The sequence below is a fragment of the Bacillus sp. FAU18 genome (genome assembly GCF_056033885.1).
In genome coordinates, this window is record NZ_JBVYHZ010000003.1 from 1,723,083 (window position 1) to 1,741,691 (window position 18,609).

20 protein-coding genes and 1 pseudogene are annotated in these 18,609 nt (G+C 44.6%); all 21 read right to left on the reverse strand.

Features of this window, described 5'->3' with window-relative positions; genetic code table 11:
- Nucleotides 1–38: 38 nt before the first annotated feature.
- The 21 genes and pseudogenes from spoIVB to spoIIIAA all read right to left on the reverse strand — a co-directional run bounded on the left by spoIVB (nucleotide 39) and on the right by spoIIIAA (nucleotide 18,551).
- Nucleotides 39–1,319: a SpoIVB peptidase gene (gene spoIVB, locus AC0OMU_RS09135; RefSeq protein WP_004398697.1), complete on the reverse strand. Its 1,281-nt coding sequence runs from the start codon at nucleotides 1,317–1,319 to the stop codon at nucleotides 39–41.
- 173 nt (nucleotides 1,320–1,492) lie between these two features.
- Entirely contained in the window at nucleotides 1,493–3,223 is a 1,731-nt protein-coding gene (gene recN, locus AC0OMU_RS09140; RefSeq protein WP_474241106.1) for a DNA repair protein RecN, read from the reverse strand.
- 36 nt (nucleotides 3,224–3,259) lie between these two features.
- Nucleotides 3,260–3,709, reverse strand: a complete 450-nt coding sequence (argR, locus tag AC0OMU_RS09145) for an arginine repressor ArgR (RefSeq protein ID WP_015384067.1) — start codon at nucleotides 3,707–3,709, stop codon at nucleotides 3,260–3,262.
- Between the two features lie 97 nt (nucleotides 3,710–3,806).
- Nucleotides 3,807–4,653, reverse strand: a pseudogene (locus AC0OMU_RS09150) (TlyA family RNA methyltransferase).
- Nucleotides 4,650–6,551, reverse strand: a complete 1,902-nt coding sequence (gene dxs, locus AC0OMU_RS09155; protein WP_474241107.1) for a 1-deoxy-D-xylulose-5-phosphate synthase — start codon at nucleotides 6,549–6,551, stop codon at nucleotides 4,650–4,652. Before dxs ends, AC0OMU_RS09150 begins: the two are co-directional and overlap by 4 nt.
- A 174-nt stretch (nucleotides 6,552–6,725) precedes the next feature.
- Nucleotides 6,726–7,616 (reverse strand): polyprenyl synthetase family protein, encoded by an 891-nt coding sequence (locus AC0OMU_RS09160; protein WP_015483424.1) that lies wholly within the window; start codon nucleotides 7,614–7,616, stop codon nucleotides 6,726–6,728.
- Nucleotides 7,606–7,860: an exodeoxyribonuclease VII small subunit gene (locus AC0OMU_RS09165; protein WP_003226409.1), complete on the reverse strand. Its 255-nt coding sequence runs from the start codon at nucleotides 7,858–7,860 to the stop codon at nucleotides 7,606–7,608. The genes AC0OMU_RS09160 and AC0OMU_RS09165 overlap by 11 nt, the downstream gene beginning before the upstream one ends.
- Nucleotides 7,857–9,203, reverse strand: coding sequence for an exodeoxyribonuclease VII large subunit (gene xseA / locus AC0OMU_RS09170; RefSeq protein ID WP_015251733.1), 1,347 nt, complete (start codon nucleotides 9,201–9,203; stop codon nucleotides 7,857–7,859). The genes AC0OMU_RS09165 and xseA overlap by 4 nt, the downstream gene beginning before the upstream one ends.
- Nucleotides 9,204–9,340: 137 nt before the next feature.
- Nucleotides 9,341–10,192: a bifunctional methylenetetrahydrofolate dehydrogenase/methenyltetrahydrofolate cyclohydrolase FolD gene (gene folD, locus AC0OMU_RS09175; protein ID WP_474241108.1), complete on the reverse strand. Its 852-nt coding sequence runs from the start codon at nucleotides 10,190–10,192 to the stop codon at nucleotides 9,341–9,343.
- Between the two features lie 11 nt (nucleotides 10,193–10,203).
- On the reverse strand, nucleotides 10,204–10,599 hold the full coding sequence (gene nusB / locus AC0OMU_RS09180; RefSeq protein ID WP_003230256.1) for a transcription antitermination factor NusB: 396 nt from the start codon (nucleotides 10,597–10,599) through the stop codon (nucleotides 10,204–10,206).
- Nucleotides 10,600–10,862: 263 nt separating this feature from the next.
- The gene (yqhY, locus tag AC0OMU_RS09185; RefSeq protein ID WP_003230254.1) at nucleotides 10,863–11,270 is read right to left on the reverse strand and encodes a fatty acid biosynthesis protein YqhY; all 408 of its coding nucleotides are present in this window, start codon (nucleotides 11,268–11,270) and stop codon (nucleotides 10,863–10,865) included.
- A gap of 20 nt (nucleotides 11,271–11,290) precedes the next feature.
- A complete protein-coding gene (gene accC, locus AC0OMU_RS09190) occupies nucleotides 11,291–12,643 on the reverse strand; it encodes an acetyl-CoA carboxylase biotin carboxylase subunit (protein ID WP_014477306.1) in 1,353 nt (450 codons plus the stop codon).
- A gap of 11 nt (nucleotides 12,644–12,654) precedes the next feature.
- Nucleotides 12,655–13,134, reverse strand: coding sequence for an acetyl-CoA carboxylase biotin carboxyl carrier protein (gene accB, locus AC0OMU_RS09195; protein ID WP_003230252.1), 480 nt, complete (start codon nucleotides 13,132–13,134; stop codon nucleotides 12,655–12,657).
- A 156-nt stretch (nucleotides 13,135–13,290) separates the two neighbouring features.
- A complete protein-coding gene (gene spoIIIAH, locus AC0OMU_RS09200) occupies nucleotides 13,291–13,947 on the reverse strand; it encodes a stage III sporulation ratchet engulfment protein SpoIIIAH (RefSeq protein WP_003230250.1) in 657 nt (218 codons plus the stop codon).
- Nucleotides 13,948–14,637: a stage III sporulation protein AG gene (gene spoIIIAG, locus AC0OMU_RS09205; protein WP_014477307.1), complete on the reverse strand. Its 690-nt coding sequence runs from the start codon at nucleotides 14,635–14,637 to the stop codon at nucleotides 13,948–13,950.
- Complete coding sequence (gene spoIIIAF, locus AC0OMU_RS09210) at nucleotides 14,630–15,250, reverse strand: stage III sporulation protein AF (RefSeq protein WP_047182863.1); 621 nt, start codon at nucleotides 15,248–15,250, stop codon at nucleotides 14,630–14,632. The genes spoIIIAG and spoIIIAF overlap by 8 nt, the downstream gene beginning before the upstream one ends.
- Nucleotides 15,251–15,263: 13 nt before the next feature.
- A complete protein-coding gene (gene spoIIIAE, locus AC0OMU_RS09215) occupies nucleotides 15,264–16,463 on the reverse strand; it encodes a stage III sporulation protein AE (protein WP_003230230.1) in 1,200 nt (399 codons plus the stop codon).
- Nucleotides 16,464–16,481: 18 nt separating this feature from the next.
- On the reverse strand, nucleotides 16,482–16,883 hold the full coding sequence (gene spoIIIAD, locus AC0OMU_RS09220; protein WP_003230228.1) for a stage III sporulation protein AD: 402 nt from the start codon (nucleotides 16,881–16,883) through the stop codon (nucleotides 16,482–16,484).
- A gap of 6 nt (nucleotides 16,884–16,889) precedes the next feature.
- Nucleotides 16,890–17,096 carry a stage III sporulation protein AC gene (gene spoIIIAC / locus AC0OMU_RS09225; RefSeq protein ID WP_003153142.1) on the reverse strand — a complete coding sequence of 69 codons (207 nt, stop codon included), beginning with the start codon at nucleotides 17,094–17,096 and terminating at the stop codon, nucleotides 16,890–16,892.
- Nucleotides 17,097–17,118: 22 nt separating this feature from the next.
- On the reverse strand, nucleotides 17,119–17,634 hold the full coding sequence (gene spoIIIAB / locus AC0OMU_RS09230; RefSeq protein WP_014477309.1) for a stage III sporulation protein SpoIIIAB: 516 nt from the start codon (nucleotides 17,632–17,634) through the stop codon (nucleotides 17,119–17,121).
- Nucleotides 17,628–18,551, reverse strand: coding sequence for a stage III sporulation protein AA (gene spoIIIAA / locus AC0OMU_RS09235; RefSeq protein ID WP_003230226.1), 924 nt, complete (start codon nucleotides 18,549–18,551; stop codon nucleotides 17,628–17,630). Before spoIIIAA ends, spoIIIAB begins: the two co-directional genes overlap by 7 nt.
- Nucleotides 18,552–18,609 lie beyond the last annotated feature (58 nt).

Sequence of the window (18,609 nt, forward strand, 5' to 3'; positions counted from 1 at the left end):
AGGGATCAAAATAAAAAAACTGCCGGAAACTCCGGCAGTCAGCTTGCTTTTTCTTTTCCGTAAATATCGATTCCTGCTTCTGACAGCATCCATTCAATATGAACACCGTAGCCGCTTGTCGGGTCATTTACAAACACATGGGTGACAGCGCCGATCACTTTTCCATTTTGAATGATCGGGCTTCCGCTCATCCCCTGTACGATGCCTCCTGTTTCTTTCAACAGCCTTGGATCGGTAATTTTCAACACCATTCCTTTTGTCGCAGGGAATTTTTGCGGCGTTGTACTGACGATTTCAATATCGAATTTTTCTACTTTGTCATCATCAATAACGGTTAAAATTTCAGCCGGTCCTTTTTTGACTTCGGTAGAAAACGCAACCGGCAGTGCTTGATCTGATATGTTGTTTTGAATCGGCTGATGCAGCGTGCCGAAAATTCCAAATGGGCTGTTTCTGTTAATATCCCCGATCGTTTTGCGTTCTGAGGAAAATCGCGCCAGTTTTTCTCCCGGATTACCGCCTGTCCCTTTTTCAATTGATGTTACAGTGGATTTAACGATTTCTCCATTCTCCACAACAATTGGTTTCTTTGTGTCCATATCGGAAATCACGTGGCCAAGTGCTCCGTATTTTTTTGTTTTCGGTTCATAAAAGGTCATAGTGCCGATGCCGGCAGCAGAATCTCTGATATATAACCCGATTCTGTATTTACCTTCTCCTTCATCCTTTTCTGGGATCAGCTTCGTTTTGATTTTCTGTTTATCACGTTTGATCAGTAAGTCTAAAGATTCACCAGTTTTCCCAGCCTTTTGAATAAATGGGGCTACATCATTCATTTTTTCAATTTTCTGTCCATTCATCTCAATAATGATGTCGCCCGCTTCAATTCCGGCCGTTTCTCCCGGAGATTTTTTGCCTTCACTTGTATTAATTTGATGAAATCCGACGACAAGAACACCGACGGAATGAAGTTTTACGCCGATTGATTGTCCGCCAGGTATAACTTTTAAATCAGGAAGAACGTGCACTTTTGTTTTTTTAATTGGAAATCCGGCAAGATCGTATACTAATTCTGACTCACCAGATTTTTTGCCCGTCACCTTGATTTCATGCGGATCTTTCTTTACTGTAAACGCTTCTGAGGATTCTGATGTCTGAGCGTTTACCGATAAACTCGTTTCAATCGCTTGTGTTTGGGTTTCAAATACTCTCATTTGCGTTGGAATCAGTAAATATTCTTTTAGCGGTTTGCATAAACCTACACTTAATAACGAAACAAGGAGAATTAAACCTACTGCTTTTCTGATGTTATCGGGCATTCACTACTTCACTCTCCTCGCTCCTATCCCACACCTTCTTTATGACTTGCTGCTACATCATTTAATTTTGCCTTCTGACGGCTTATTTATAACTGTCATATGAAGAAAAACATTGGATATACTGATGAACGAATGGATGTGCACGAAAAAAAAAGCTGCGCTTCTCACGCAGCTTACCCAGTTGTTTTGACTTGATCCGCTTGTTTTAAAAGTTCTTTCGCATGGCGTTTCGTTAAATCGGTTACTTCGACACCTGCAATCATGCGCCCGATTTCCGCTACCTTTTCCTGCTTAGAGAGCGGCTTGACACGTGTCGTCGTTCTGCCGTCTTTTAAATCCTTCGCAATATAAAGATGCGTATCGGCCATGGCAGCCACCTGAGGGAGGTGTGTAATACAAAGCACTTGTGATCCTATTGACACCTTATGGATCTTCTCAGCGATTGCCTGTGCGACCCTCCCGCTTACACCGGTATCAACCTCATCAAAAATGATCGATGTCACATCCTGTTGTGAGGAAAAAATGCTTTTTATGGCAAGCATCACCCGTGACAGCTCTCCACCTGAAGCAACTTTCGAAAGAGATTTCAGCGGCTCGCCTGTATTGGTTGAAATTAAAAATTTCACCAGGTCAATCCCTTGTTCAGTCAGCTGAACGGGCTGGCCGTTTACAAGCGGCGCCTCTTCATTGCGTGACGCTGTTCTGACCTTAAATTCCGTATCAAAAGTTGATTTTTCCATGTACAGGCTTTTTAATTCCCGATGAATCTCATCAGCCAGCTTTTTCGCCCATGTTTTTCGGATTTGTGACACATTTGCCGCTTCCACTGCGACATCTTTGCCGACGGAGTCAAGCTCCTTTTTCAAGCTTTGAAGGTGGCTGTCCCTATTTTCAATTTGGTCAATCTCTTCTTCAATTTTAGAAGCATATTCCAAAATGTCTTCAACAGTGGCACCATATTTTCGTTTCAGCTGTTTGATTTCATTAAGTCGCGTCTCAATATAGTTCAGGCGTTCCGGATCAAATTCAAGCTCATCCAGCATATTTCTCATCTGAAATGTGGCATCCTCAAGCAAATAGTAGGAGTTCGAAACACTTTCAGACATTTTTTTCAGCGGTTCGTTAATATCAGATATATCTTCTAGCTGCGCTGATGCCATTCCGACCCAGTCCAATCCGCCATGCTCACTGCGAAGCGCGTTATATGCATTTTGCAGCGACTCATATATCTTCTCAAAGTTTGAAATTTGCTGGCGCTCTTCTTGGAGCTGTTCATCTTCGTTAAGCTCAAGCTTTGCCGATTCGATTTCTTCGAGCTGAAATTGAATAAGATCAAGGCGATGGGCCATTTCCTGTTCGCTTTCAGAAAGCTGCTTAAGCTTTTTGAGAAGCTTCATATACCGCTGGTACCCTTCCTGATACGTTTTGAGCGCGCTTTCCACTTCGGCCCCGGCAAACTTGTCCAAAAGCTGGAGATGATTTTCGTCTTCCATTAACAGCTGGTTATCGTGCTGCCCGTGAATATCTAATAAAAGCCTGCCGATCTCTCTTAGCGAAGCAATCGTGACAAGCTTGCCATTGACACGGCAAACGCTTTTCCCGCTCGTGCTGATATCCCTTCTCATGACGATCATTTCGTCTGAAACGTCAATACCCTGCTCAGCGCATACGCCTAAAACAGGATGGCCGCTCTCCAACAGAAACAGCCCTTCAAGTTCGGCTTTTGCTTCCCCATATCTAACAAATTCAGATGATCCGCGGCCTCCGACTAAAAGAGAAATGGCATCTATGATAATGGATTTGCCGGCTCCGGTTTCTCCTGTTAAAACCGTAAGCCCGCGTTCAAAAGAAACCGTCAGTTCCTCAATAATGGCAAAGTTTTTAATCGATAGTTCAGCTAACAAACAGCATTACACCTCTTATCTTTGTTAGATTTTCTGTTACAGCAGTTCAAGGAGCCTGTTTTTTACACCGTCTGTATCTCCAGGAGTCCGGCAAATAATTAAAATCGTGTCATCTCCGCAAATGGTTCCCATAATTTCATCCCAGTCCAAATTGTCCATCAGCGCCCCGATTGCCTGAGCATTGCCCGGCATCGTTTTCAGCACGATCATATGGCTTGCTGAGTCTATTTTCACAAATGCGTCCATCAATGCCCGCTTTAGCTTAGACAGCGGATTGAAACGCTGGTCCGCCGGAAGACTGTATTTATAAGAACCATTATTTGTAGGCACTTTTACAAGGTGAAGTTCTTTAATATCCCGTGATACCGTGGCCTGCGTTACTTTGTATCCATCCTGCTTTAGCATGTCGACCAATTCATCCTGCGTTTCGATTTCATTGCTTGTAATGATCTCTCTGATTTTAATATGCCTCTGGCCTTTGTTCATGTAAGCACCTCTATTTCCAAGCTTATCTGTTCTTTTATGTTATATGATTCTCTGCACATTGTACATGAATGCAGAAAAAAGGAATAATAGCGCCCTATTATTCCGGTACATCTGCTTTTTTTTTCTTTTAACGTCTTATGTGCTTCTTCTACAACGCGCATGATCTCTTCTTCCGGCAGCTCCTGGCCTTCCTGTCCCTCTCCCGGCCAATGCAAATGAAGGAGAAACTCAATATTTCCGTCTCCTCCCGTGATTGGAGAAAATGACAAGCCTTTACAGATATAGCCTTCAGCGGCAGAAAAACTGATCATTCGCTTGAGCACATCAGCATGCACTTTAGGATCTCTGACAATCCCTTTTTTGCCGACGGATTCCCGTCCCGCTTCAAACTGAGGCTTAACTAGAGCCATGCAGTCGCTGCCCGGTACGAGTAAAGTCCTTAGGACAGGCAGGATGAGCCGCAGTGAAATAAAGGACACATCAATTGTGGCAAACTCCGGCATGCCCTTTGTAAAGTCTGCCGGTGTTGCATACCGAAAGTTCGTCCGTTCCATCACGACGACCCGTTCATCCTGTCTAAGCTTCCACGCAAGCTGATTATAGCCTACATCCACAGCGTATGACTGTTTAGCTCCATTTTGCAAAGCGCAGTCCGTAAAACCGCCGGTGGAGGAGCCAATATCAATCATAATTTTATCTTTGACAGAGACGGGAAATTCCTTCAGCGCTTTTTCGAGCTTTAAGCCGCCCCTGCTCACATACTTCAGTGGGTTTCCTTTGACTGTTAGCGGAAGGTCGCGATCAATTTTTTCTCCAGGCTTGTCCAAGCGGTTTTCGTTTGAATAGACGATCCCCGCCATAATGGCTCTTTTGGCTTTTTCACGCGTTTCCGCCAGCCCTCTTTCCACTAATAATACATCTAATCGTTCTTTCTTTGACGTCATGATCCAATTCCTTTGTGTGTCTTTGGCGGCATCAGTAATCTAATACGATTTGCCACCTGCTGTTTTGTCAGTCCAATTTCCTCAAGAAGCGCCGTTACGCTTCCGTGTTCAATAAACCGATCAGGTATACCCATTCTGTCGATCGGAGTATGATATTCACCATGATCATGAGCGAATTCTAAAATCGAGCTTCCGAAACCGCCTTCTAAGACCGCTTCTTCAATTGTTAAAATTGGCAAGCCTTCTTTTAGGATACTCTTCATCATCTTTTCATCAATCGGCTTAATAAAACGCGCATTCACAACGCGCACGGAAAGGCCTTCTTTCTGCAGCTCTTCGGCTGCTTCAATCGCCATTTCGATTGTTGTGCCGAATGTTAAGATGACAGCATCGTTCCCTGGACGCAGCACCTCCCACGTACCGATCGGAATCGTTTTCAACTGTTCATCCATTTTTACGCCGAGTCCGTTTCCGCGCGGAAAACGCATCGCTATCGGGCCTTCGTCATAGCTAAGTGCTGTATGAACCATGTGCTGGCCTTCATTTTCGTCTTTCGGCATCATTAAGACCATGTTTGGAATGTGGCGCATAAACGCAATATCAAACACGCCTTGATGTGTCTCTCCATCAGCGCCGACGAGTCCTGCACGGTCAATTCCAATAAACACATTGGCGTTTTGGCGGCAGATGTCATGAACAACTTGGTCATATGCCCTTTGCAGGAAGGTTGAGTAAATCGCCAAAAACGGCTTCATACCCTGCATTGCCATAGCTGCCGCCATCGTTGCGGCATGCTGTTCTGCGATTCCTACGTCGAACATCCGGTCAGGGAATTCCTTTGCGAAACCTTCAAGCTTTGAACCGACAGGCATAGCCGGCGTAATGGCTACAATGCGTCCGTCCTCGCGCGCCATTCGCTGCACAGTTCCGCTGACAAGGCCGCTCCACGAAGGAGCTGCGGCTTTCGGCTTTACAAAGTCGCCGGTATTAATTTTATATGGTCCGGTACCATGCCATGTCCCAATCGTATCGGTCTCAGCCGGTTTGTACCCCTTCCCTTTTTTCGTGATGACGTGCAGAAGAACAGGGCCTTTCGTTTTTTTGGCGTATTGAAGATTCTCAATCAGCTCATGATAAGAATGTCCGTCCACTGGGCCCAAATACGTAAAACCGAGCTCCTCGAAAAACATTCCGGAGACGAGCATGTATTTCAGGCTGTCTTTGACCCGTTCCGCCGTGGCGGCAAGCTTGCCCCCAACTGCCGGAATCTTTTTAAATAAGTATTCAAGCTCATCTTTGACCCACTGGTATTTCCCCGCAGTACGGAGCCGTCCGAGCATAGAGTGAATGGCACCGACATTTGGCGCAATACTCATTTCATTATCATTAAGGATGACAATCATGTCTTTTTTCTCGTCGCCGATGTGGTTAAGGGCTTCGAGCGCCATACCGCCGGTCAGCGCGCCGTCACCAATGATCGGAATAATATATTCATCCGTTCCTTTAATATCACGGGCAGCTGCCATTCCCATCGCGCCTGACAGAGAAGTCGAGCTGTGCCCGGTTTCCCAAACATCGTGCTCGCTTTCACTCCGCTTTGGAAATCCGCAAAGCCCTTTGTACTGGCGAAGCGTCGCAAATTCTTTTCCGCGTCCTGTCAGCAGCTTATGGACATACGACTGATGGCCTACATCCCATAAAAATTTGTCTTTCGGGCTGTTAAATTCCTTATGCAGGGCAACAGTAAGCTCTACGACACCTAAGTTTGGGCCGATGTGGCCGCCGGAAGCGGATAAACTTGTAATTAAAAACTGACGGATTTCATCACTTAATTTCTCTAATTCATCAATGGACATGTTTTTTAAAAACGACGGGTCCTGTATTGATAAAAGATCCAAAGCGGATCAACTCACTTTCAGCATGAATTTCTGCAATGATACATGTCTTTTGCATGCCGAGCTGACAATAATCTCAGACATAAAAAAAGACAAACGCGCTTTTCCTTTTCATTTTTCATATAAACTGCTTACATTTTACCATATCTCGTGCAGCCGCTTCAAATTAGGATCGTTTTAGTGATCTCTTGCCGCAATTAAATCACAAAGCTCATATAAAAGGTCTTTTTGAAGAGAGAGTCCGCCGATCAATCGCTTCGCCTCTTTTATATGAACATCCAATTTATGTTTGGCCCCTTCCAATGAAAGAAGCGACGGGTATGTCGATTTGTCATTTGTGGTATCCGAGCCGACACGTTTGCCGATTTTCTCTTCACTGCCTTCTAAATCTAAAATATCGTCTCTGATTTGAAATCCGATTCCAATGTGGCTGCTGAAGGTACGCAGTGTTTCAATGTCTTCCTCAGGCGCATCAGCCAAAATAGCACCAGCGATTACACAAAAGCCAAGAAGCTTGGCAGTTTTCCGTTCATGAATGGATTCGAGCTCTTCAAGCGTGACTTGTCGGTTTTCCGCTTCCATATCAGCTACTTGCCCCCCGACCATGCCTTCGGTGCCTGCCGCTGAAATCAGTTCATTCACAAGCCGCAGGCGCTTTTCTGCTGACACCTCGTCTGACACGTGGGAGGTAATCAGCTTAAAGCTTTCTGTGAGCAGCCCGTCACCCGCTAATACTGCCGTCGCTTCACCAAACACTTTATGGTTTGTCGGCTTCCCGCGGCGCAAATCGTCATCATCCATGCATGGAAGATCATCGTGAATTAACGAATACGTGTGAATCATTTCGACAGCACAGCCGACCGGAATGCCGTCTTTTTCGCTTTTTCCATATGCGTTTAAAACAGCCAGTACAATCAGAGGCCGCAACCGCTTTCCGCCGGCCTCTAGAGAATACAGCATAGATTTCTTTAATGAGTCCGGCATATCCAGCTTTTCTGTATAGACAGAAAGCTGATTTTCAATTGTTTTTTTCCGGTCCGCCAGAAAGCTCGTTAATTTATTTGTCACCTTCGTCTTCCTCCTGAACACTGAAAGGTGCCAGTTCGCCGTCTTCTTTTAAAATGAAATCCATTTGCTTTTCGACTTTTTGCAGCTTTTCATGGCACATTTTTGACAGAGCCATGCCTTCTTGGAAATAGTTAATGGCTTGCTCTAGAGGCACATCTCCCTCTTCAAGCTTTGATACGATGCTCTCAAGCCCTTTCATCGCCTCTTCAAATGTCATGTTTTCATTTTTTTTCACGTCTGTCATTTTTCTTCCCCTCTCTTTTCTAATACTTCACAGGTCAGCACGCCATCCTTCAGCTTGACTTCAAGCCGGTCCTGCTCTTCTATCTGACTGACACTTTTAATGAGTTTATCTTCTTTATAAGCCAAGCTGTATCCTCTTTCCATCACTTGAAGAGGACTTAGTGCATTCAGCTTGCCAAGAACGGTTTGAAATTGGGAATGCAGCTGCTTCATTTGGATATTCATATTTTTTCTCAGCTGATTTGTTTGTTCCTGGTATCGTGTTCTCGCTTGTTTCAGCTGTTCATGAGGATGCAGTGCCTCTAATCTGTACGTTTCACGCTCCAGCTGTCTGCTTTTCCGATCTAAAAGAGCGGTCAGCTGTGCTTGAAACTGCTGGTACGCGAGGTCAAACTGCTGCTCTTTTTGCGCATACAAACGCTTTGGAAAACGAAAGGCATAGGACGATTGCAGCGTTTGAATCCGTTCTTTTTTCTGGCCGAGATGCTGCTGCATTGCTCTTGTCATTCTGACTTCCGCTGTTTTTGTCCGTTCGATTAAATCAGTGGTATGAGGCACAGCAATCTCAGCTGCTCCTGTCGGCGTTGCGGCTCTGATATCGGCGACAAAATCACTGATCGTAAAATCCGTCTCATGTCCGACTGCCGATATAATCGGAATATTGGAAGCAAAGATGGCGCGTGCTACAATTTCTTCATTGAACGCCCACAGTTCTTCTATCGAACCGCCGCCTCTCCCGACAATTAGTACGTCGCAAATCTCTTTTTCATTTGCCTCTTCAATGCGCGTAACGATGGATCTGCTCGCATTTTCACCTTGTACGAGCGCTGGAAGAACAATGACTTTTACAAGGGGATATCTTCTTTTTAGAGTTGTAATAACGTCTCTGACAGCGGCACCCGTTGGAGATGTCACAACCCCGATTGTGGCTGGAAATGCGGGGATTTGTTTTTTGTAGCGGTCGTCAAATAAACCTTCTCCGGCAAGCTTCTTTTTTAATTCTTCGTACGCTAAATAAAGCGCTCCAACCCCGTCAGGCTGCATTTCTTTGGCATATAATTGATAGTTTCCGCTCGGTTCATATACGGAAATTCCGCCTCTTACCAGCACTTTCATTCCGTTTTCAGGTTTAAAAGGCAGACGCTCGCTTTGTCTCGCGAACATCACCGACTGCATTCTTGCGTTTTCGTCTTTTAAAGTGAAATAAATATGCCCTCGTGTGTGTATCTTTACATTCGACAATTCGCCTTTAATCCAAATATTTTCAAGGTGAGGATCTACATCGAATTTTCGTTTTATATACTTTGTCAGCGCTGAGACGGTCACATACGCTGCTTCACCCATGTCTAAAAACTCCTCTCCTAAGCATTCCTGCACCATAACTAAAGAAAACCCGCCCTGGCTTTAGGAGCCTGAAGAAGCGGGTATCGTGCTCATATTCAAGGCGGGTAAACATTTCGCCTGTGAATATCTCCAATTATCTATGATAACGTACGTTTCGCAGATTTAACAGTATTATGCGCAAGCATCGTGATGGTCATCGGACCTACTCCGCCCGGAACCGGCGTGATGAAGGACGCTTTTTCCTTCGCCCCTTCAAATTCAACGTCTCCGCAAAGCTTTCCGTTTTCCAGACGGTTAACGCCAACGTCAATGACAACAGCGCCCTCTTTGATCTGGTCTGCACTGATGAAGTTGGCTCTGCCGACTGCCACCACCAGGATGTCCGCTTTTTTCGTATGTTCAGTAATATTTTCTGTTCTTGAATGACAGTAAGTAACCGTCGCGTTTTCATTTAATAAAAGCTGGCCGACAGGTTTGCCGACAATGTTGCTTCGGCCGACTACAACAACCTCTTTACCGGAAAGGTCAATATTGGTTTTCTTCAAAAGCTCAACAATTCCATGAGGCGTGCAAGGAAGAAACGTATCTTCGCCAAGCAGCATTTTCCCTACGTTTAACGGATGAAAACCGTCTACATCTTTATCAGGAGAGATACGTTCGATCACCGCTTTTTCAGAAATATGGTCTGGGAGCGGAAGCTGAACGAGAATGCCATGAAACTCAGGGTTTTGGTTATATTGATCAATAACGGAAAGCAGTTCAGCTTCTGTGAGGCTGCTGTCAAATTGATCGAGCTTGAAATTCATTCCCATTGTTTCTGCTGCTTTTTTCTTTCCTCGCACGTAAGAGTGAGAAGCAGGGTCATCTCCAATCAATATAACCGCCAGTCCGGGAGTGACGCCTTGCTTTTTAAGCTCTTCTACCTCTTTTGCCAATTGTTCGCGTTTTTCTCTAGCCGTTTCTTTTCCGTCGATGATTGTTGCAGTCATTTTCTTTCCTCCTATGATTGTTCAATATCAGATTTAATGTTAGAAAGAACCCCGTTTACAAACTTTGTCGCTTTGTCATCACCAAACCGTTTTGCCAGCTCAATCGCTTCGTTCATGGAGACATTCACCGGAATGTCTTCGGCATATGCCATTTCATATGCTGCCAAGCGCAAAATCGCACGGTCAACATTGGCAATCCGATCGAGCTTCCAATTCACCAGATGCTTGGAGATCATTTCATCCAGCTGGTCTTGGTGTTCCAATACCCCGTGTACAAGCTGTTCAAAGAAAGGATCTGTTTTTTCTTCATCCAGTGCGTGTTCTATGGCTTCATTCACTGCAATATCGCTGACATCAATTTGAAATAGTGCCTGCAAAGCTTTTTCTCTTGCTGTTCTTCTTTTCATTTTCTTTCTCCTTTGATCCTCTTTATCCGCTTGTCGTTAAGCCACAAAGAGATCATAACATATTTTTTTCGTATCCGCATATTGAAATCAAGGTTTTTTTACCCTATTACCGAATATTTTCACACACCTTAATATGATCATTCGGATTTCACGATCATGAAGAAACTCGGCTATTTAAGCCGGCTTTCTTCATGCTTTGAAATAAAGGGTAACGTGTAAAAAAACCAAAGGGCCGCCCTCCCCTTGGTTTCGTGTTAAGCCATTTACATTTCTTCGTCGATTTGGACTTCTTGGGCTTTTGTGTCAAATTGAATGCCGACGATGTGAATATTGATCTCGTTAATCGAAAGAGACGTCATATTTAATAAGGTTTGACGAATGTTTTCCTGAACGGATGCTGCAACTTTCGGAATCGAAACGCCAAATGTAACGACACAGTATACATCGATCGTAATTCCGTCATCCGCCAGGTCGACTTTGACACCTTTGCCATGATTCACTTTGCCAAAACGCTCGACGACGCCTGTCGCAAAGTTTCCGCGCATTTCGGCAACACCATCAACTTCTGATGCTGCAATGCCGGCAATGACCTCAATGACCTCCGGTGCAATCTCAACCTTACCCAAATGCGTATCTTCGTGATCCATTTTAAGCAAGCTGTTGTCTTTCATTCAATTCACCTCCGTAAAAATTATGAGCCCATTACATCATATGTTTCTAAAAATTTCGTATTAAACTCTCCGCTCACAAATGTTTCGTGTTCAAGCAGTTTTAAATGGAAAGGGATTGTTGTCTCAATGCCTTCGATGACGAATTCGCCCAATGCGCGCTTCATGCGGGCAATCGCTTCATCCCTCGTTTTTCCGTATGTGATTACCTTTGCAATCATGCTGTCATAGTACGGTGGGATGGAATAGCCAGGGTACGCAGCTGAATCGACACGGACACCAAGACCGCCAGGAGGCAGGTACATCTTAATTTCACCAGGTGACGGCATGAAATTTTTACTTGGGTTTTCTGCGTTGATTCGGCATTCGATAGCCCAGCCTTCAAATTCAACATCTTCTTGCTTGAGGCTCAGTTCCATTCCTGATGCCACTTTGATTTGTTCCTTGATCAGGTCAGTTCCCGTCACCATTTCTGTGACTGGGTGCTCTACCTGAATTCTCGTGTTCATTTCCATAAAGTAATAGCGCTGTTCATTGTAGTCATAGATAAATTCAACTGTTCCAGCACCTGTATAGCCAACCGCTTTTGCAGCCTTTACCGCTGCATCTCCCATTTGCTCCCTGATTTCTGAATCAAGGGCAGGAGATGGTGATTCTTCCAAAAGCTTTTGCAGGCGTCTTTGGATCGAGCAGTCGCGTTCGCCCAAATGAATCGTATTTCCGTAGTTATCAGCAAGCACTTGGATCTCAACATGGCGAAAATCTTCTATGTATTTTTCGATGTATACACCTGGATTCCCAAATGCAGTTGCCGCTTCCTGCTGTGTAATCTTAATGCCATTAATCAGTTCCTCTTCAGTGCGGGCAACCCTAATTCCTTTTCCGCCTCCGCCTGCGGTGGCTTTTATAATTACAGGATACCCAATTTCATTAGCAAGCGAAACCGCTTCTTCCACATTTTCTATAATTCCCTGTGAACCCGGTACGATTGGCACGCCGGCCTGTTTCATCGTTTCCCGCGCAACGTCTTTTGTTCCCATTTTTGAAATGGCGTCAGCGCTCGGACCGACAAACGTGACATTAACTTCTTCACATAATTCAGCGAAATCAGCATTTTCAGCTAAAAATCCGTATCCCGGATGAATGGCGTCCGTGCCAGTCAGCTTTGCAACACTCACAATATTTGTAACGTTTAAATAGCTGTCTTTTGATGCTTTCGGTCCGATACAAAAAGCTTCATCGGCCATTTGAACATGAAGGGCATCTTTATCAGCTTCTGAATAAACAGCGACAGTCTCAATTCCGAGCTCTCTGCAGGCTCTGATGATTCTGACAGCAATTTCTCCTCTGTTGGCGATCAATAGCTTTTTAATCATGTTAAGTCTCCTTACTCCGCTTTTACAAGAAATAGAGGTTGTCCGTATTCGACCAGCTGGCCGTTTTCTACTAATACTTCAACGATTTCGCCTTTCACTTCTGCTTCGATTTCGTTGAAAAGCTTCATCGCTTCTACAATGCAGACAACTGTGTTTTCATTTACTTTTGAACCGGCTGTTACATACGGGCCAGCTTCCGGTGATGAAGAAGCATAAAATGTTCCTACCATTGGTGAAGTGATTTTATGCAGATTCTCATCTTGTTTTGGTGCTTCTTGGGCAGGTGCCGCTGCTTGCTGCGCTTGCGGCTGAACTGCCTGCGGAGCCTGTGCTTGTACAGGTGCTGCCGGTGCCTGCTGCATGACTTGAACCGTGCCTGCTTCGTGTTTTTTCAGTTTTAAGGATACACCTTCATTTTCATATACGAATTCGTCAATTGTAGACTCGTCAATTGCTTTAATCAGCTCGTGGATTTCTTTGATATTTAACATTCAATCGCACTCCTATGTATGAAATTTCTTTTTTTATAGGTTACTACTAAAAGTACATACTATGTTCATCTTACAGGAGCGGACTTTTGAATTCAACTCTAATATGACAGCAACGCAAAAAGCCCGCTTGTTTAGCGGGCTTCTTTTTCCTCTTTCTTACTTGGATGGTTCAAATGTGACAGCGACATCTTTCATTGTTTTGATTTCTTTTGCGACAAGGTCTATAATGGCTGTCGCCTTCGATTTGGAGTGTTTGTCTGATTTGACTGTAATATTGATTTTATCTCCTTCAGCATTAACGAGCGCATCCTCGTAACCTTGTGTTTTAATCAGCGTTTCCAGCTGTTTTTCTGTTCCTTCCACTTCACTGAGAGCCGTCATTTTATCGTATGCTTCACTTTTCTCCTTGGCTGTTGCATCATCGCTTGACACAATGGCATTCAGCTCTTCTCTTTCTTTGCTTCTGGCATCTTCTAAATCAAGACGGTACGTCGTAAACAAATCATCATCGGCTGTTTCCGTAACAACAGTTCCTTTTTCACTGGCTTCAGCGGATGTTTCCTTGTCTGCTGATGAATCTTTCGTTCCCTTTGTTCCATCTTCTTTTCCTTTTTCAGTTTCTGTACCGCTTTTTTCCTTCGTGTCTTGCTTGGCAGGCGCTTTTTCAGTTGCGACCTCTCCGCTGTCAGACGCGCTTTTTTCACTTTGCATCTGCACGGCGTTTTTGCTTTCCGGCGACATGATATAGTAGACGCTTAACACCACGACAAGACTGAGCATTGTTAATAGCCAAACGGTTTGTTTTTTAAGCATTTATGAATCCTCCTTTATTTTTTTAGGGGCAACCGCAACCCGGTGGCTTGGAACATCCAGGACCCGTGTCACCGCTTCGATAATGGTTTGTTTTATTTGAACGTTGTCCACTCCTTGAGCAACAACGAGTACACCACGTATATCAGGTTTTTTCGTTTGGACGACGACAGGTGTTTCTTTATCGCCGTTTTTGATCATGACGATTTCTTCCTCCGATGTTTGGTCTGTAACGCTTCTTGTTCCGCCTTCTTTGTCAGTTTCTTCAGTGGTTGTATTTTTGTTTGATTTGTTTTTTTCGTATACTTTCAGCGACGTTGCATCTACGTTCACGACAACCGAGACATCGTCCACACCAATGATTGTTTCAAGAATTTCTTTCAGCTGATTTTCGTATTCTTTTTCATAGTCATCGATCGAGTCTTTAGGTTTATCAGATTTTGAGGCTTTAAACACTTCAGCTGTTTTCTCTTTGCTGTCTGCGGAATGTTGCGATGATACGGCCGTTATCGTTTTGGCGTTTTCTGTTTTCTCAGGTGAAGAAAACAGCTGGCTGACAAGCATAAAGGAAACTCCGAGAACAAAAACGAATAGAAAGTAATGATATTTGGTCAGCTTCGGCTTTTCGCCGTCCTTCGTTTGTCCCGGAAGAAACTGCTTTTTCAATACATTCCATAATCCGTTTTTATTCATTGCCGACATTCTCCCCGCCTTCCATATGAACCGTAATTTTCTCACTTCCGATTTCCCAAATGTCCGCGAGCTGCGTTTGTATCTGTTTGGCTTCTTTTTGTTCGGCTGCTTCTTTCGTTACGTATGCATGATCTGTATCAATGTGGACCGGCGCGACCGTTTGGACCGTTTTTTCAGAAGACGGGGCCATATACACGCTGATTGTTTTAATATCCTCTTCTGAATCTACCTTTTCTCCTGCCGTGAGTTTGATGCGGCCTACTTTATATTCATCATGACTGAATCTCTCCTCCGCTTTCTTTTTTAGTTGGACAGCCATTTCTTCTAGAATATATGCGCGCTGGGAAGCTTGTATTTCTATTTTTTTTGAATTGATTTGATTTTTTATGTCGGCAGACTCTGACTGCCCGTTTTTTGTGAGATATTCAAAGATGATTTCGGGGTCTGTCTTGAAAAGTTTAAAAATCGGCGTAAGCATGACGACAATCAAGAGCAGGCTGACTACCATTTTTGCGTACTTTTGCATGCTGGAGCTCGGCAGCAGCATATCAATCACAATTGCAAATAGGATAAACAACACGATGGTGGTAAGCCATTCCGTTAAAAAATTCATTCGCCTGCCTCCTTCATTTCATCATCATCGTGAGGTTTCCGGCTGTGATTATGACAGTAAGGCTTAAAAAAAACATGAGAGACACAATGGCGAGAGCTGCAAAAATATAAATGACGCTTTTGCTGATGACGTCGAGGCAGGTGATGACGGGCCCGCCTCCAAGCGGCTGAAGAATCGCGGCTGCCAGCTTATAAATAAAAGCGAGGGAAAGCACTTTGATTGCCGGAAATGCCGCGATACAGATCAAAATAGCGACACCGAGAATCCCTACCGTATTTTTCAGCAGTAAAGAGGCGCTGATTACTGTATCTGTTGCGTCTGTAAACATTCGGCCAAGCACAGGAATAAAATTTCCGGTTATAAATTTAGCCGTCCTGAGCGTAATGCCGTCTGTCACTGCAGCTGAGGCTCCCTGAACAGAGATGACGCCGAGAAAGATGGTAAGAAAAACAGCCAGTGCCCCGATGGCGATATTTCTGAGCAGGTTGGCCAGCTGCGTTACTTTGTATTGTTCAGTCATCGTGCTGACAATGCTCAGAATCGCTGATAAAAAAATCAGCGGCATGACGATATTCTGAATCAAGAGACCGCTCGTGTTCATCAGGAAGAGGATAACAGGATGAAAGAAGGCAGCAGATACAGCTCCGCCTGAGGAAGCCAAAAGCGCCAAGAGGAGCGGAATGAGCGCCAGGATAAAGCTGGTCATCGTCTGAATCGCCTCAGTTGCATAGTTAATTGCCACATGAAAGCTATTAAGAGCAAGAATAATCAGCACCATGTACACAATTGAGTAAGCGACCTTACTGACGGTGCTTTGCTGAAAAGCATTTTGCAGAAGCTGCAGAATGACGCAAAAAATCGTGAGCAAAATCAATGTGCCCAGCAGCTTTCCGTTGGCAAGCACTTCATGAAACAAATAAGAAAAGAGAGCTTTCAGCCATTCTTGCGGTGAGAATGATTTATCGCCATTGATAAACTCCATTAAGCTGCCTTTTTGGCTTTCCGGCAGCAGTCCGCCGTATTCTGTCATAATGTCATTCCAAAATTCCCCGATCTTATCTGTTTCAAGCGAGGCTGCTGTCCTTTCCGCTAATTGCTCGGCTGTTTCAGCATGGTCTTCCGTTTGTTCTGCATTACCAGCTGCTTGTACAATTTCTGCACGGCCTGCTATGATCAGGACGGCCAAAAGCAAAACCCATTGAAAGCGCTTCAATCTACCGCCTCCTTTCGGTTATGACATAGAAGGTATAAGTCCGAGAATCGTTTCGATAATGACGGTTAAAATAGGCACAGCCATAACGAGTATTAAAATTTTCCCCGCCAATTCTATTTTCGAGGCGATGGCTCCTTGACCGGCATCTTTTGTGAGCTGTGCCCCGAATTCAGCAATATAGGCGATTCCGATGATCTTTAAAATGGTTTCAACATAGACCATGTTGACATTTGCATTAATCGCAATTTTTTCTATCATTCGAATAATGTCGTAGATTTGGTCTACCAAATAAAGAAAAATGGCACATCCGGCAAAAACGACGATTAAAAACGCAAAAGTCGGCTTTTGTTCTTTTACAATTAAAGAAAGGAAGGTGGCGATCAGCCCTAAACCTACAATTTGAACAATGTCAATCTGCAAGCCCCCCTATCCTTGGAATAAAAACACAGCTTTTATCTTTTTAAATAGGTCATCTACAATCGTGGCGACCATAAATAAAATATAGATAAAACCTAACAGCGTCACCCACTGAGCGTATTCTTTCTTGCCCATCTGATCCAATATCGTGTGTAAAAAAGCGACCACGATTCCCACTCCGGCGATTTGAAATATGACATTCACGTCTACTCCCATTTTATTTTTGCTCCCCTCACGTTTACATCAATAGAAGAATGAGTAACAAGCCCGCTAAAAAGCCCAAACTTTTTATCATCTTTTCATTTTTCGCTTGCGCCTGCTCAGCATCCGCTTCCGAGGCTTCCAAATGTGTCAGCGCCAGCTTGATGTGCTTTTGCTGAGAGATTCGATCATGAATCCCGAGCGTCTCGCCAAACTGCTTCAGTACTTCGTATTCGCTTTTTTTCAAAGACAGGGTGTCCCATACCTTCTTTAAGCTTTGCTCCCACGCCGTTTTCGCGGAATCACTTCCCTTGTCCAGCTGATCACTGAATGCGGAAAAAAGAGCTGAAACAGGCTGTGCGAGCTGTTTGGCAATCTGCTGTGAAGCAGTATGAAGCGGTGTATGGCCGTACATGATTTCAGCCTCGAGGGATTGAAGCGCCGCACGCAGCTGGCGGATTTGCCGCGGCCGTTCTGTATAAATCTTCGCCATCTCAAAACCTGTCCATGTTGTCGCTACCACAATGAATACAGCGCCCAGCAGCTTCAGCATGTTTTCACGCCCGTCGTCCTAGACAGCACATTTCCGTCTTTGTCATAAATTTGGCTCACTGTGCCCGGCCCTTTTGCTCTTGATAATTCCAAATAGCGGTCAAAGGCTCTTTCTTCCCACAAACGCTTCAATGAAGGCCGCTTCATCAGGTCGGATATGCTCCAGCCATGCGCTGATACGATTACTGAAACACCAGCATGCAGTGCCTCCAGAAGTGCATCTGTATCTTCCATACGCCCGATTTCATCGACAATCATCACCTCAGGGCTCATGGATCGAATCATCATCATCAGCCCTTCAGCTTTTGGACAGGCGTCTAACACGTCAATTCTCTGACCAAATTGATGCTGCGGAATGCCGCGAAGACATCCGGCAATTTCTGACCGTTCATCGACGATTCCTGTCTTTACGGGCAGCATGTTTTTTTTGCCGGTGCTTGAGAGCCTCGCAAGGTCCCGGAGAAGTGTTGTTTTGCCTGTTTGGGGCGGTCCGATAATCAGCGTATTCAGCCAGCTGTTTTGATATAAGTATGGAAGCAGCGGCTCCGCAATCCCCAGCTTTTGCCGGGCAATTCGTATATTAAAAGATGCGATGTCACGGAGGCCTTTCACACCTCCGTTTTCCGTAATGACTCTGCCCGCCAGTCCGACTCTGTGGCCGCCTCTGATCGTGACATACCCTTTCTTCAGCTCTTCTTCTAGTGTATACATACTATAGTTGCTGAGCCGGCTCAGGATCAGATGAGCATCCTCGGCCGTGCCCGCATAGGACAAATAAACAGGTTGTCCTCTTCGAATCAATTCAACAGGACGGTTGATCCGAATTCTGACTTCTTCGATTTCCAGCCATTGTTGTTCCGGTATTTCAGAAAGGGCGTTTTTCATGGATTCAGGGAGAACCTCAGCGATTTCATTCAACAGAGCCTCCTCCTTTCTACCGATTGGCTTCTTTAAAATGTATGATGTGAGGCAGACT